The 13206-nt window shown below is 56.8% G+C and carries 9 protein-coding genes and 1 pseudogene; 6 read left to right on the top strand and 4 right to left on the bottom strand.

Features of this window, described 5'->3' with window-relative positions; all coding sequences use genetic code 11:
* Positions 1-1587 (bottom strand): PAS domain S-box protein (locus tag IGS51_RS08190; protein ID WP_297077914.1); only part of this gene is annotated, 1587 nt, incomplete at its 3' end.
* 184 nt (positions 1588-1771) lie between these two features.
* Between IGS51_RS08190 and IGS51_RS08195 the strand changes: the two genes are divergently transcribed.
* The 3 genes from IGS51_RS08195 to mscL all read left to right on the top strand — a co-directional run bounded on the left by IGS51_RS08195 (position 1772) and on the right by mscL (position 4609).
* Positions 1772-1921: a hypothetical protein gene (locus tag IGS51_RS08195; protein ID WP_297077916.1), complete on the top strand. Its 150-nt coding sequence runs from the start codon at positions 1772-1774 to the stop codon at positions 1919-1921.
* A 65-nt stretch (positions 1922-1986) separates the two neighbouring features.
* Entirely contained in the window at positions 1987-3543 is a 1557-nt protein-coding gene (locus tag IGS51_RS08200) for a DASH family cryptochrome (RefSeq protein ID WP_297077931.1), read from the top strand.
* A 658-nt stretch (positions 3544-4201) separates the two neighbouring features.
* Positions 4202-4609, top strand: coding sequence for a large conductance mechanosensitive channel protein MscL (gene mscL, locus IGS51_RS08205; protein ID WP_297077919.1), 408 nt, complete (start codon positions 4202-4204; stop codon positions 4607-4609).
* A 52-nt stretch (positions 4610-4661) separates the two neighbouring features.
* Here mscL and nagA read toward each other — a convergent pair whose 3' ends face one another.
* The 3 genes from nagA to IGS51_RS08220 form a co-directional block, all read right to left on the bottom strand.
* Complete coding sequence (gene nagA, locus IGS51_RS08210) at positions 4662-5810, bottom strand: N-acetylglucosamine-6-phosphate deacetylase (RefSeq protein WP_297077921.1); 1149 nt, start codon at positions 5808-5810, stop codon at positions 4662-4664.
* A 286-nt stretch (positions 5811-6096) separates the two neighbouring features.
* Positions 6097-8262 carry an alpha/beta hydrolase gene (locus IGS51_RS08215; protein WP_297077923.1) on the bottom strand — a complete coding sequence of 722 codons (2166 nt, stop codon included), beginning with the start codon at positions 8260-8262 and terminating at the stop codon, positions 6097-6099.
* 474 nt (positions 8263-8736) lie between these two features.
* The gene (locus tag IGS51_RS08220) at positions 8737-9354 is read right to left on the bottom strand and encodes a zinc ribbon domain-containing protein (protein ID WP_297077925.1); all 618 of its coding nucleotides are present in this window, start codon (positions 9352-9354) and stop codon (positions 8737-8739) included.
* 503 nt (positions 9355-9857) lie between these two features.
* Between IGS51_RS08220 and IGS51_RS08225 the strand changes: the two genes are divergently transcribed.
* The 3 genes and pseudogenes from IGS51_RS08225 to IGS51_RS08235 form a co-directional block, all read left to right on the top strand.
* The gene (locus tag IGS51_RS08225; RefSeq protein WP_297077927.1) at positions 9858-11294 is read left to right on the top strand and encodes a circularly permuted type 2 ATP-grasp protein; all 1437 of its coding nucleotides are present in this window, start codon (positions 9858-9860) and stop codon (positions 11292-11294) included.
* A 65-nt stretch (positions 11295-11359) separates the two neighbouring features.
* Positions 11360-12307: an alpha-E domain-containing protein gene (locus tag IGS51_RS08230; protein WP_297077929.1), complete on the top strand. Its 948-nt coding sequence runs from the start codon at positions 11360-11362 to the stop codon at positions 12305-12307.
* Positions 12308-12461: 154 nt separating this feature from the next.
* Positions 12462-13206 (top strand): annotated as a pseudogene (locus tag IGS51_RS08235) (hypothetical protein); the annotation flags it as partial.

Here is a 13206-nt window from a genome sequence, read left to right on the forward strand (position 1 = left end):
GGTGGGGTCGTCTTCCACCACCAGAATGGGACAGGCAGGGCGATCGCACGTATAGCGCGTTTGCTCAGCCGCCGGAATGCCCAGCATTTCCTCCAGTACCGGATTCACCTCCACAATCCGACCCTGTTCATCCGTCATAGCAATGCCCACGGGCACAGTTTGGAACAGGGTTTCATATTTGCGCTGGCTTTCGCGCAGGGCCGCTTCAATTTGTAATTGTTCAGTCACGTCTTTGGCGATCACCAGTTCTGCCCGCCGTCCCTGGTAGGTGAGCAGGTACGAGGTAATTTCCACTTGGATCAGGCTGCCGTCTTTTTTGGCGTGTAGCCAGATGCCCGAATCTTCCATGCCCTGATTCACGGCGGAGATCATCGCCAGCAGCCGAGGAATCTCCTCTGGTGGACGGATTTCTGCCAGGGTCATGCTGAGAAATTCCTCGCGGCTATAGCCATATTTCTGTACCGCCGCTTCATTCACCATGAGAAACGCCAGCGTGTCTAGGTCAAACACCCACATAGGTAGGGGGTTGCTTTCAAACAGCAGCCGGTAGCGCTGTTCCGAGTCTTGCAGCGATCGCTCTGTCTCTTGGCGCTTGAGCAAGGCGGCGATCGCCCCCGATAGACTTTGCAGCCATTCCAGCAGCGATGGCGACACTGCCTGCCGCTGGGGATGTCCTAGGCTAAGGGTGCCGAGGGTGCGTCCGTCTGCGGTTAGCGGCAGGCACACGAACGTAGCGACCCCTAGCGCCCGCAGCAGTGACGTGCGATCGCCCGGAACCATCGCTTCAGGTTCGTAATGCCGGATCAGCGCTTGTCCCGTTTGCACAACCACGCCCGATAGGGTTTCTGCAACTGGAAACTCCAGCGTCGGCGCGTGGGTACAGGCTCCCCTACATTCGCGAGTCTGTTCATTAATCCATTCACCGCCCCATTCCCCGACGGCTGGATCTGCCAAACAATCCACGCCACACAGCTCCTCAAACACCATCGTCTGACGGGTCGTGTCGTATCGCTCAATGGCCACGATCGGAAAGCCCGTCGCCTGCCGCACCTCTTCGGCAATGCAGCGAAACACATCCGGCGTAGATTGGGCGTTTAGGCTGAGCGTCAGAATGCGGTTGAGGGTGCGCTGTTCCTGGTGATAGCGCTCTAGCTCTAGCTCCATCTGTTTGCGGCGAGTCACGTCGCGCCCGACCGCTTGCAGTTCGATCAGTTCACCAGATGGGTTAAAAAAGCCCTGGACGATCCACTCATACCAGGTCATTTCGCCTGTTGCGCTCCAAACCCAATGTTCGTGGGTTTGAACCGGGCTATCTGGGGTCAGGGTTTGAATTTCGGTCAGCTGCTGAGTGACGCGGCCCTGCTCGTTGGGATGAACCAGGTTGACGAGGGGCTGCCCCAGCAATTCGGCTGCGGATTTGCCAAAGCGATCGCAATAGGCCGAATTCACAAACGTCAGCACGCCATTGGGCAAAAAGCGGCAAACTAGCTCGGTTTGGCTATTCACCACGGCTTGATGACGGTGAGCGCTCCCTGCTTCGTCTGCACGGCTGCTAGAGGGATGGGTGGCACCAGGATCGGGGTTCATGCAGCCCTTAACACGAGTCTGACTGAGCAGACAAAGGGATTAAATTAACGATCTTAACGGTCTTAAACTAATTACCTTAAACCGATTTCAGCCATTTGATTGACAATGCACCCTCTTTCTTCAGAGTAGCAAGAGAGCCACAATCTCCAAAAATTCTTAATAAGTCTGGTCTTCGCCCGCCAAGATGAGCCGATATGTCAGCGCTGCAAATTGGGGCTGCAAATTGGGGCTGCAAATTGGGGCTGCAAATTGGGGCTGCAAATCCGGGCTGCAAGTTGGTCTGCAAATCCGGGCTGCAAATCCGGGCTGGCCGCAGGCAACCAAGCCTGTGTAACGCTATGTTAAGAAATGGATGCGAATCCATGCGCCCTGACGACAGTACTCTGAAGTATTCTGACGATTGTGATCCAACGCATTCTTCTCTGGTTCCGCAACGACCTCCGGCTCCACGACCATGAACCGCTGCATCGGGCGATCGCCAGCGGTGCGGAGATTGTCCCGGTCTACTGTTTCGACCCGCGCCAGTTTGATAAGACTGCTTTTGGCTTTCCCAAGACAGGCGCGTTTCGGGCCCAGTTTTTGCTAGAGAGTGTAGCTGATTTGCGGCGATCGCTCCGTAGCCTGGGTAGCGACTTGCTGATTTACCAGAACCCGCCCGAACTGATTATTCCCCGTCTGGCGACAGATCTGGCGATTTCTGCGGTCTTCTATCACCAAGAAGTCACCCCTGAGGAGCAGGCGGTCGAAACGGCGCTGCAAACTGCGCTCAAGCCGTTGGGTATCCGGGTGCAGTCTTTTTGGGGCCACACGCTCTATTATCCCGACGATTTGCCGTTTGAACGGTCGCAGATCCCGGAGTTGTTCACGGCCTTCCGCAAGCAGGTCGAGCGAGACTCGTCGGTCAACCCGCCCCTGCCTGCGCCCAAGTCGCTGCCGCCCCTGCCAGAGGATTTGCCAGAGAATTTGCCAGGCGACTGGCCAGACGATTCACTAAAACCAGGCGAAATTCCCACTCTGGCAGACCTGGGGCTGATGCCACCTGCAACCGATGCGCGGGGAGTGCTACGATTTGAGGGCGGCGAAACGGCGGGGCTGGCACGGGTACAGGAGTATCTGTGGAAGGGCGATCGCCTGCGGGTATACAAAGACACGCGCAACGGCATGTTGGGGGCAGACTATTCCTCCAAGTTTTCGCCGTGGCTGGCGTTGGGCTGCCTGTCGCCACGCCTGATCCACGCCGAAGTCGGTCGCTACGAAGCAGAGCGCATCAAAAACGACTCCACCTACTGGCTCATTTTTGAACTGCTCTGGCGCGACTATTTTCGCTTTATCTGCGCCAAGCACGGCTCCAAAGTGTTCTATCCCTCTGGTCTCCAGGGCATTCCCATCCCCTGGCAGCAGGATTGGCAGCGGTTCGACCTGTGGCGCAAAGGGCAGACGGGCTTTCCGCTGGTGGATGCCAACATGCGAGAACTGGCCGCCACCGGGTTCATGTCCAATCGCGGACGGCAAAACGTCGCCAGTTTCCTAACGAAAAATCTGGGCATCGACTGGCGCATGGGCGCAGAGTGGTTCGAGTCGCTGCTGATCGACTACGACGTATGCAGCAACTACGGCAACTGGAACTATACGGCGGGCGTGGGCAACGACGCTCGCGGCTTTCGCTTTTTCAACATCCTCAAGCAGTCCAAAGACTACGATCCGCAGGGCGACTATGTAAAGCACTGGCTACCAGAACTGGCGAACGTGCCCGCTGCTAAGGTGCATGAACCCTGGAAACTGTTGCCCGTCGAACAGCAGCGCTTTGGGCTACGGCTGGGCGTGGATTATCCCAATCCCGTGGTGGACTTGTTCAAATCGGCAGAAGCGAACGAAAAAATCTACAACGCCGCCACGCAGGGTTGGAGCGCGGCTCCCAAGCTCAAGGCCTTGCAGCGAGGCAAGCGTCGGCGCTAAGAAGCCTTGATATTGATTTGCGATTTTGGATTTGCGATTTTGGATTTGCGATTCTGGAGTGTCCGTCAAGCTCTGCAAGACTTCTAGCCATTCTTTTCCTAGCTCCGCGCAGGCGATGTGGCTAGCAGAATTGATACAGGGTGGTTAGCAGAATTGATACAGGATTGACCCAAGAAAGCGCCCGAAAAGCAAGACTGCTCCGACAGCATCCTGTTGACCTTGCAATCTGAAAAAACTCGCACTACCGTATGGGCAGAAAGGGTTCCTGGAGCCGTGGTTTGACCGATAGAAATTTCTCTGGGCCGAGGGATCGGCCTGAAGAGAATCTCTTAGGACTTACGCAGTTGGAGGATTTCTCGTGAGATGCGCCCGCGAGAAATCCTCCAAAACCTAGAAAACTTATCGCAAGTGCGTCAGTCCTGTCTAAGAGGGTGTTTGAGAAGGTATCGCCTGTAATGTTAAGCACTCAGAGATCCCCCTAGCCTCCCTTAAAAAGGGGGAAACCGCCTTAAAGTCCCCCTTTTTAAGGGGGATTTAGGGGGTCTTGCACGCTTTGCTCCAAACAGTAGGACTTTTCAAACATCCTCTAAAGGCAGTTTCTAGGTCAAATGTCTGATTGATTCTTATGATTGATTGTGTTTAGGAGTGGACAGAAATCATGGCTCGACGAAACGGTGCGGTAGGCGGGTTTCTCCGCGATTTTCGAGAATTTGCCCTGAAGGGAAACGTGGTTGACTTGGCGGTGGGTGTGATCATCGGCGCGGCCTTTGGCTCGATTGTGCAATCGCTGGTGGACGACATCATCATGCCCATCATCGCCTTGATTTTTGGCGCAGATCCGGCGGCAGGGATTTCGGGCATCACGATTGGTGCTATTCCCGTGGGCAATTTTTTGGCCGCCATTATTAACTTCCTGATTATTTCCTTTTCGCTGTACCTGCTGATCAAGTGGTTTGCTTCGTTTAAGCGCAAGGAAGCCGATCCCGAAGCGCCGGATTTGGCTGAGGTGAACACTCGCCTGGCGGATGCGGTGGAGCGCCTGACGGAAACGCTGGAACGACGCTAGACGCGACGATGCAAGGGCGTGGGTGGTGGGTTAGGAGTTAGGAGCCTAATTGCTAGCTCATCACCGCCAAATATTCGCCGCGATCGCACACGCCAGTAATCTCCAGCGCATCGTTGAACATCGCCAGGTTTGCGACGTAGCCAGGTGCGAGATACCCCAGACGATCGTTCACGGCGATCGCTGCTGCGGGATACGCACTCGCCATCCGCAGGGCCTCGTCTAGGGGCAGCCCAATCGAGACGCAGTTGCGGATGGCCTCGATCATCGTCAGCGCAGAGCCGCCCAGGGTTCCCTCGGCCGACACGCACTTGCCCTCGCGGTAGAACACCACCTGCCCGCCAATCCTGAAGGAGTCCATCTGAGTGCCAACGGGCGGCGTGGCATCGGTGACAATTAGCAGCTTGTCACCTTTCATGCGGTGGGCTAGGGCGATCGAGCGCAGGTGGGTGTGATGACCGTCGGCAATAATTCCGGCATACACGTCATCTCGGTCAAAGGCAGCGCCTACCAGCCCCGGACTGCGCCCCAGCCAGGGCGACATGGCGTTAAATAAATGCGTCACCATGCCCACGCCTGCGTCGAATCCGGCGATCGCCTGCTCGTAGGTTGCATCGCTATGGCCGGCGGACACCAAAATACCTGCATCTGCCAGCGTCAGAATATCGTCTATCTCCACGATTTCGGGAGCCAGCGTCAGCAGCAACACAGAATTGCGACCCGCCGCTGCGATTTGCTGGATCATCGCTGGGTCGGGCCGACGGATGTAGCGCTCGTTGTGGATGCCCTTGCGCTTTGGGTTTAGATAGGGCCCTTCCAAATGCAGCCCTAGCACATTATGGGGGCGAAATTTTCGATAGTCGCGCACCAGTTCCATTGCCCGCAGCATATCGGTATCCGACGTGGTGATCAGCGTTGGCAAATAGCTGGTGGTGCCGCTTTTCAGGTTGGTCGTGTGCATGATCTCCAGCGTCTTGGCTGTGATCTTGTCGTTGAACATGACTCCCCCACAGCCGTTCAGTTGCAAATCGACAAAACCGGGTGAAACGTGGTCGCCCTGCAAGTCAATAACGCTGAAAGAGTCGGGTAAATCCCAGGACGGGAGAATGTCGAGAATGCGATCGCCCTCAATCAGCAGCGCGTGATCGACCAAATCTTGCTCACCAGTATGCAGTACGCAATTCGTCAGGGCGTAGGGGCGCATAGTTTAGGACAAAGTAAAAGGCAAAAAGCGTTCGCACTGCCGTTCGTAAATTCGTGTATCAGCTTGAGCGAAAGCAGTCTCGCTAACGTTCCATCTGATATTCAATCTGATGTTCTAACTGTGGTAGCAGTGCAGAGCAGAAGGGCGATCGCCCCCAGCAACAGCACGTCCTTCAAACTCCAAATTCTGCTCCGGTCAATGCGGGCAGTCTCAAGAGGCTGGCCTCAATCATACATAAACTCAAAAGGCCGCGCTCCAAATTGATCCGCAAATTGATCCGCTAGATTCAGGATCTATCGGCTTCTTCTAAGTCTTCTGAGTCTTTTGAGTCTACGTCTGAGATTCCCGCATGGGCGGGTCGATCCGTCAGTCCCCCGTCTGCCCGCTCGGAATGTAGCCTCTGAGACTGCCCTGGCTGAGAATGTCCTGACTGAGAATGTTCTGACTGAGACTGTCCTGACTGAGACTGTCCTGACAAATTGGCTCGTCCCGGTTGACCTTTGCGCCGCAGCACCCGATTCACCGATGAGGATAAATATCCTGGCAGGACAAACACCACTAGCGGCAACCCCGCCAGCAGCACGGTGATCCCCGTTCCTGCCACCTGCGTTCTGACATATTGACGCGGCTGGGGCTGGGCGCTGGAGGTCATCTGTTCTAGGGGCAGCGCCGCCATCTGGAGCCAGTTCGACAGCTTTTCTGAAAGCTGGGCATTTAGCCGCAGTTGGAGGGTGGCGGTGGAAAACGACTGGACATACTCTGCCGACAAAAATGGCTTGTAGTAACGAGCATCCGGCGTAAGCTGTTTGACAAAGGACAGCGAGATGCCCTTGAGCAATTGTCGGAGTGCCTCTGTTTCGCGATCGCCCTGTTCTCGCATAAATAGGCTGTGGGTGAGCGCCTGGTTCAGGTTTTCGGGATCGCCAACGCTGAGGTGCCCGCCGCCAATGACCGTGAGCAAGAGCTTGGAATCAGCCGGAAGCTGGGTAAAGGGCAACAACTGCTGGCTGACGGCGGGCATCACTGCGTCTGAAGTGCCCGATACAATCAGCGTTGGAATGCGGATCTTCGCCAGACTCTCTTCGTCAAACAGGCGACCAATCACCGGATTGAGCAGCATCACTCGCGCCACCCGGCGATCGCGCAGATCAGGCAGTTCGTCGGGCAGATCCGCCGCCGTACACTGCAACCAGTCGGCAATGGACAGGGCGACCCGCTCCGGGCTATTGCAAAACTGGCGCAGATTGGGCAAGTCGAGTCTGGCTCCAGCCAGCGCCAGCGCCGTGTAGCCGCCCAGCGAGTGGCCGATGACCACGACCTGCTGGGTATCTAGCCGCCCCCTGAGCAAAGTGGAGTGACGATTCAACCGATCGAGTTCGCTCAGTAAAAAGCTGATGTCGTGAGGGCGATCGATAAACTCCTGGCTGGGCAGAAGATCGGTGCCATGTCGCCCCCGTGTCCTGCCCTGCGTAATTTCCGTGATCCAGGCGACGTTGCTGCCAGGGTGTTCCAGTGCAGCTACCGCAAAGCCATAGGAAGCCAAGTGTCTCGCCAGATAGCCCAAAAATCGGCGGTCGGCTCCAAAGCCGTGAGAAATGACGATGAGCGGGCCAGTTGTGCGATAGCTCCAGTACAAATCGACCGGAATCGTGCGGGCCCGTTCGTAGTCGCGGAAGACGAGGGACTGCTGGCGTACCCAATGAGTGCCGGGACGGGTTGGGTCTAGCTCCGCATGGAAGGGAGCCGCTTCGGGCACGGTCAGTTCGCGCTCCAAAATCGAGGTCAGCGCCTGACTCTGCCAGTAGGCCAGATTCATCTGCGAGGTCAGCGAGGCCACCGCCGTCAGGTCTAGCACGACCTCTGGAGCGGGAAATTCCTGTAAGAATCCCAGCAGGCTCAGCCCGTTGGCGTGGGTGGCGGCACGAGTCAGCGCCAGTTGCAGCATTTTGCGATCGCCATTGGGGATGACGCGCTCCAGTGCTGTGAGCAGGCGATCGCCCGCCGAGGAACTCAGGAGATCCTTCACCAGGCGATGCCCAGCGTTTGGATCAAGTGGAATACTGCTTTGCAGCGTGCTTTGCAGAGATGGACTAAGCAGCAGCCGATAGCCCCGCAGCGACCCCTGCACATCCCCGGTCTTGGCGTAGTGCTGCAAATCGGACAATTGCACCGAAGACTGCACCGGGCCGAGCTTGATCGAGAGCTTCTTTGCCGCTGCTGCCGGATCGGCCAGGCTACCCACCAGCAGCAGCGCTCCACCCACCCAGCCCAGGGGCGATCGCCATCGGTAGGACGGGGTAAACCGTTTCAGAGGGGCAGATAAAGGCACAGATGGGACATCGTGCCATCGGTCAGCAGGTGCAGGTCTTTCGGTTTTCGCGGGCAGATTCTCAACTCCGGGGGCGGCGTGTCGAGTAAAAAACCGTCGAGCGTGTAGGGGCAGCAAAGGCATCGCAAACAGGTCTACAGAGCATCTCGGCAAATGAGCAGGTCGGGCAAATCAGCGAGGCTGTCGTTCTGATGGGGTTTCTTGACAGGGCGTTCCGAACAGGGCGTTCCGAGGAAATCCGCTGGGCTAGAAGCAGGTATTGTTAACCATACCCAGATTGCTGGCGCAACGGTATAAATCCGGCGGCATAAAATCAATAATTTGTAAGAATTTAAGATTTTGATCACCCAATAGTTTTCCCTATCTGCAAAGGTAGATTAACAGCGGGTTAACAATCTGTCAGACTTCGCGGCTACAAGTCTGCTTTAGAAAACCGGGTGAGAAAGGCTGGACGAGAAACCCGGCTGAGAAATTTGGATCAGAAATCCAGATGGGAAAATTTGGGCGAGAAAAGTGCCCGCCAACCTTCGTATAGGGCTTTATGAGGCTTTATGGAGCTTTATGGAGCTTTACAAGAGACGCAGGCTAAATCTTGCCTTAGCTATGGCTCAGTTCTCCCACCCGATGACCACACTGGGCACAAAAGCGATCGCCCATCTGCACCTCGCCGCCACACTGGGTACAAAATCGCTGCTGGGACTGGCGTTCGGCACTGCCCATTCGCATCTCCAAACTGCCCATCTTCATTTGCATCGGGTTCAGGCGCATTTCCATATCGCCCATCTTTAGCTCGCCCATTCGCATCTCGCCCATCTGCATCTCGCCCATTTGCAGGGGCTGACCGGAATTCATCGGCGGCATTGGCTTCATGGGTTCCATCGGCTTCATGGGTTCCATCGGCGGCATTGGGTCTTCTGTCGTTTCCTGCATCGGCAGCACCGCCGCCCCCGAAAGCACGGGCACGCCGTTGAGCGACTGCATTTGGCTCCCCTGCACCTGCACAAAGCGCGAGCCGTTTTCTGTCTCCACTTGCACCACCACACCGCCTGCTGTGCGAAATGCCTGGGGGGGTGCGGCCCAAGCACCCGTTTCGACCGACATTCGCTGGCTTTGCTGCTGTCCGGCGCTGGCGCTCAGGAGGGTGAGAATCGTGAGGCGATCGCGGCTTTCAATCCAGAGGCGCTGACCTGCACTCAGGTCTGTGACGTATGCCATAGCTAGCTCTTCCTTTCAAAGGGAATCCAGGGGAATTTTAAAAAGGTTTGGTATTATCCCTACATCCTAAACGCCGAACCCAAAGACTCTGCCCAAAACAAGCAGGGATTACGAGGATCTTGAAGCGCCAGAGGATGCTTGCGAACCAGTTCAACACTGAAAGCAGGTTTTTACAGTATCCGTTTTGGCCGATTTGGAAGACGCGGTTTGCCATAGTGGGGGGCGTGGTAAGTACATAGCAACAGGCTGGGCGGTGTTCTAAACCTTTCTAGGCAGTGTCTTAAAACTTTCTAGGTCGTTGATTGCCCTGAGTCGATCCCCCTTAAATCCCCCTTAATAAGGGGAACTTCCGGAGTGGTTCGGCTCGATTCCCCCCTTTTTAGGGGGGGCCAGGGGGGATCAAAAGCGCTCTAAAGCACGCCCTAGGATCATTCATCCGCACCCTTTGACGAATCAGAGAAACGAGCCAGAAAAATTACTAGAAAAATTAATTTTTATTTGCCGTGAAACTGGACGACTACGACCCCGGAGATTTCTACGACGAGCTGTTTGTCGAACGAGGACAGCCTCGCCCCGAAGCGCTGCCGCTGGTTGAGCGCATCAACTCTTTGAGCATCGAAGACTTGCAGCAGCGTCAGCAGTCTGCCCAAAAAGCCCTACTGCGGCTGGGGGCGACCTTCAACGTCTATAGCGATGAGCAGGGCACCGAGCGGGTGTTGCCCTTCGACATTATTCCGCGCATTGTATCTGGACATGACTGGGCCTGGCTAGAGCGCGGACTCAAGCAGCGGATTGAGGCGCTAAACCGCTTCTTGAGCGACATTTATGGCGAGCAAAAAATCGTCAAAGACGGACTGATTCCGGAGGACTTAATTTACTCATCTAAAGGGTTTCTCAAGCCTTGTCTGGGCATGGAGCCGCCCAACGGCATCTGGTGCCATATCACAGGGACAGATCTGGTGCGCGATCGCGACGGGCAGTGGTACGTGCTGGAAGACAATTTGCGCTGTCCCTCTGGCGCATCCTACGTGCTGGAAAATCGCCGCGTCATGAAAACCACGTTTCCGCTAGTGTTTGGGCAGATGCCGATTTTGCCTGTAGACGACTACGCGGGCCAGCTTTTGGAAACCCTGCTGAACCTGGCTCCGCCCCACTTGGACGATCCCACCGTGGTCGTGCTGACACCGGGAATGTATAACTCTGCCTATTTCGAGCATTCCTTTTTGGCGCAGCAGATGGGCGTGGAACTGGTGCAGGGCAGCGACCTGGTGGTGGCGGATGGCTATCTGCAAATGAAGACCACCAAGGGGCTTCAGCGGGTGGATGTGGTCTATCGCCGCATTGACGATGATTTTCTCGACCCCACCACGTTTCGCCCCGACTCGATGCTGGGGATTCCCGGCATTATGGAGGTCTATCGGCGCGGGCGGGTGGCGCTGGCCAATGCGCCGGGTACGGGCGTAGCCGACGACAAGGTAATCTACGCCTACGTGCCCAAGATGGTGAAATATTACCTGGGCGAAGACCAGATCATTCCCAACGTGCCGACCTATCTCTGCTGGGAGCCGCAGGATCAGGCCCATGTGTTAGCAAACCTCGACAAGCTGGTGGTGAAGGCGGCGAACGAGTCTGGCGGCTATGGAATGCTGATCGGCCCCCACGCTACGCCAGAGCAGCGCGAAGACTTTGCCGAACGCATCCGCGCCACCCCGCGCAACTATATTGCCCAGCCCACGCTTACCCTGTCTCGCGCCCCGACGCTGATGGGCGATCGCATCGAAGGGTGTCACGTCGATCTGCGGCCGTATATCCTCTACGGTAAAGAGATTTATGTGAACCCTGGCGGACTCACCCGCGTTGCCCTGCGGCGCGGCTCCCTCGTCGTCAACTCGTCCCAGGGCGGCGGCACGAAGGATACGTGGGTCGTGGGCAATAGTTAGCAAGTCCAACCCTTTAACCTCTAATCTTCCTTCAATCAACTAGCCTTCCATCAATCCATCAAACAATGCTCAGCCGCGTTGCCGATTCTATCTACTGGCTCAACCGCTATATCGAGCGGGCCGAAAACGTCGCCCGATTTGTAGACGTGAACCTGAACCTGCTGCTGGATTCGCCCGTGGGCGTGGCCCAGCAGTGGGAGCCGCTGGTGCTGACGACGGGCGACCTGACGCTGTTCAAAGAGAACTATGGCGCAGCGACGGCAGACAACGTGATTCGCTTCCTTACCTTTGATGCCAAATACCCCAACTCCATCCTGTCGTGCCTGCAAATGGCCCGAGAAAACGCGCGATCGGTGCGGGAGAGCATTTCCTCGGAAATGTGGGAGCAGGTTAACGATTTTTATCTCATGGTGAAAGATGCCTGCCAGCGCCCTGATGACTTGGACTTGTCGGACTTTTTCTCGCAGGTAAAGATGTCGAGTCACCTGTTTGCAGGCGTGATGAACGCTACTATGTCGCACAACGAGGGCTGGCACTTTGGGCGGATTGGGCGGATGATCGAGCGGGCAGACAAGACCGCGCGGATTTTGGACGTGAAGTATTTCATCCTGCTGCCCTCAATCAAAGACGTGGGCACGCCGCTGGACGAGTTGCAGTGGATCGCGCTGCTGAAATCAGCCAGCGGCTATGAGATGTATCGCAAGCGGCAGCACCGCATCACGCCGCAGGATGTGGTGAACTTTTTGGTGCTGGATCGGGAGTTTCCCCGGTCGATCCAGTTTTGCCTGCTAGAAGCCGAGCGATCGCTCCACCAGATTACGGGCAGTTCTCGCGGCGTATGGCGCAACCCAGCAGAGCGGGCCCTGGGAAAACTGCGCTCCGAACTGGACTACATTACCGTTGAAGAGATCACCCAGCGCGGTCTGCACGAGTTTCTCGATGACCTGGAAACCGCGTTGAACGACATTGGCAGGAAAATCCGCGAGACGTTCTTTGCGCTGGAAGTGGTCTAGCGGGCACTGAGTCCGAGCAAGTTTGGCGGGCGAGTTTGGCGGGCAAGTTTGGCGGGCGAGTTTGGCGAAAGCAGCGGCTCGATTGGGAACGCTAGGATGGAGATCCTGCGGTGTTTCCCGCTACCTGTCTTTTCTCCTTTTCCATCGCTGCATCATGGGACTGTTTAACCGAGTCTTTCGCCCTGCCAGCCCGCCGTCTTCGCCGCTCGCCCCGCTGCCCGCAAAGCCCAAGTCGCTCACCGAACTTGAACGAGAGCTAGAGCATGAGCGGCGGCAGGCAATCCAGGCGCGTCCTGTGAGTGCGCCCCCGCCGCGCCGGAGTGGAAATTTTTTGGGCAAGCTGCTGGGACTGGGGCTGCTTGTTGGCATTCCAGCGGGCGTTCTTTGGGCCATCAACCTGCCCTACGCGCCGATTCGCCGTCCGGTTGCCGAAAAAGCGCCCGTGCTGCTGTTGCCCAGCTACGTCAGCATGGACAACAACTACAAGGCGGCGATCGCCCTGACGCAGCAAGCCAAACAACTGATTGACAACCCCACCCGCCCCGAAGATATTGATGCGGGTCAGCGCAAGGCCATCGAAGCGCAGAAGCGGCTAGACGAGCTACCCGTGTGGCTGCGCGACTATTGGTACGACGGCTGGAGCGGACTATATCGCTGGAGCTTCACCACCGCAGGCTTTAACAATGCCCGCATGGAAGTGGCCCGCCTGCAAGCCAAGGCCGCCCAGGAGCAGAACGCTCAAACGGCGCTGGTGACGGCAGAGCAGGCGATCGCCCAGGCCAAGCAGACCTATCAGCAGGCCACCAACCCGACGGACCAAGCAGGGGCGATCGCCGCTTGGCAAGCGGGTCTGCAAGACTTGGAACTGATTCCCAGCCAGACCCTCGCCGGCCGCACCG

The sequence above is a fragment of the Thermoleptolyngbya sp. M55_K2018_002 genome, assembly GCF_015295965.1.
GTDB classification, from domain to species: domain Bacteria; phylum Cyanobacteriota; class Cyanobacteriia; order Elainellales; family Elainellaceae; genus Thermoleptolyngbya; species Thermoleptolyngbya sichuanensis.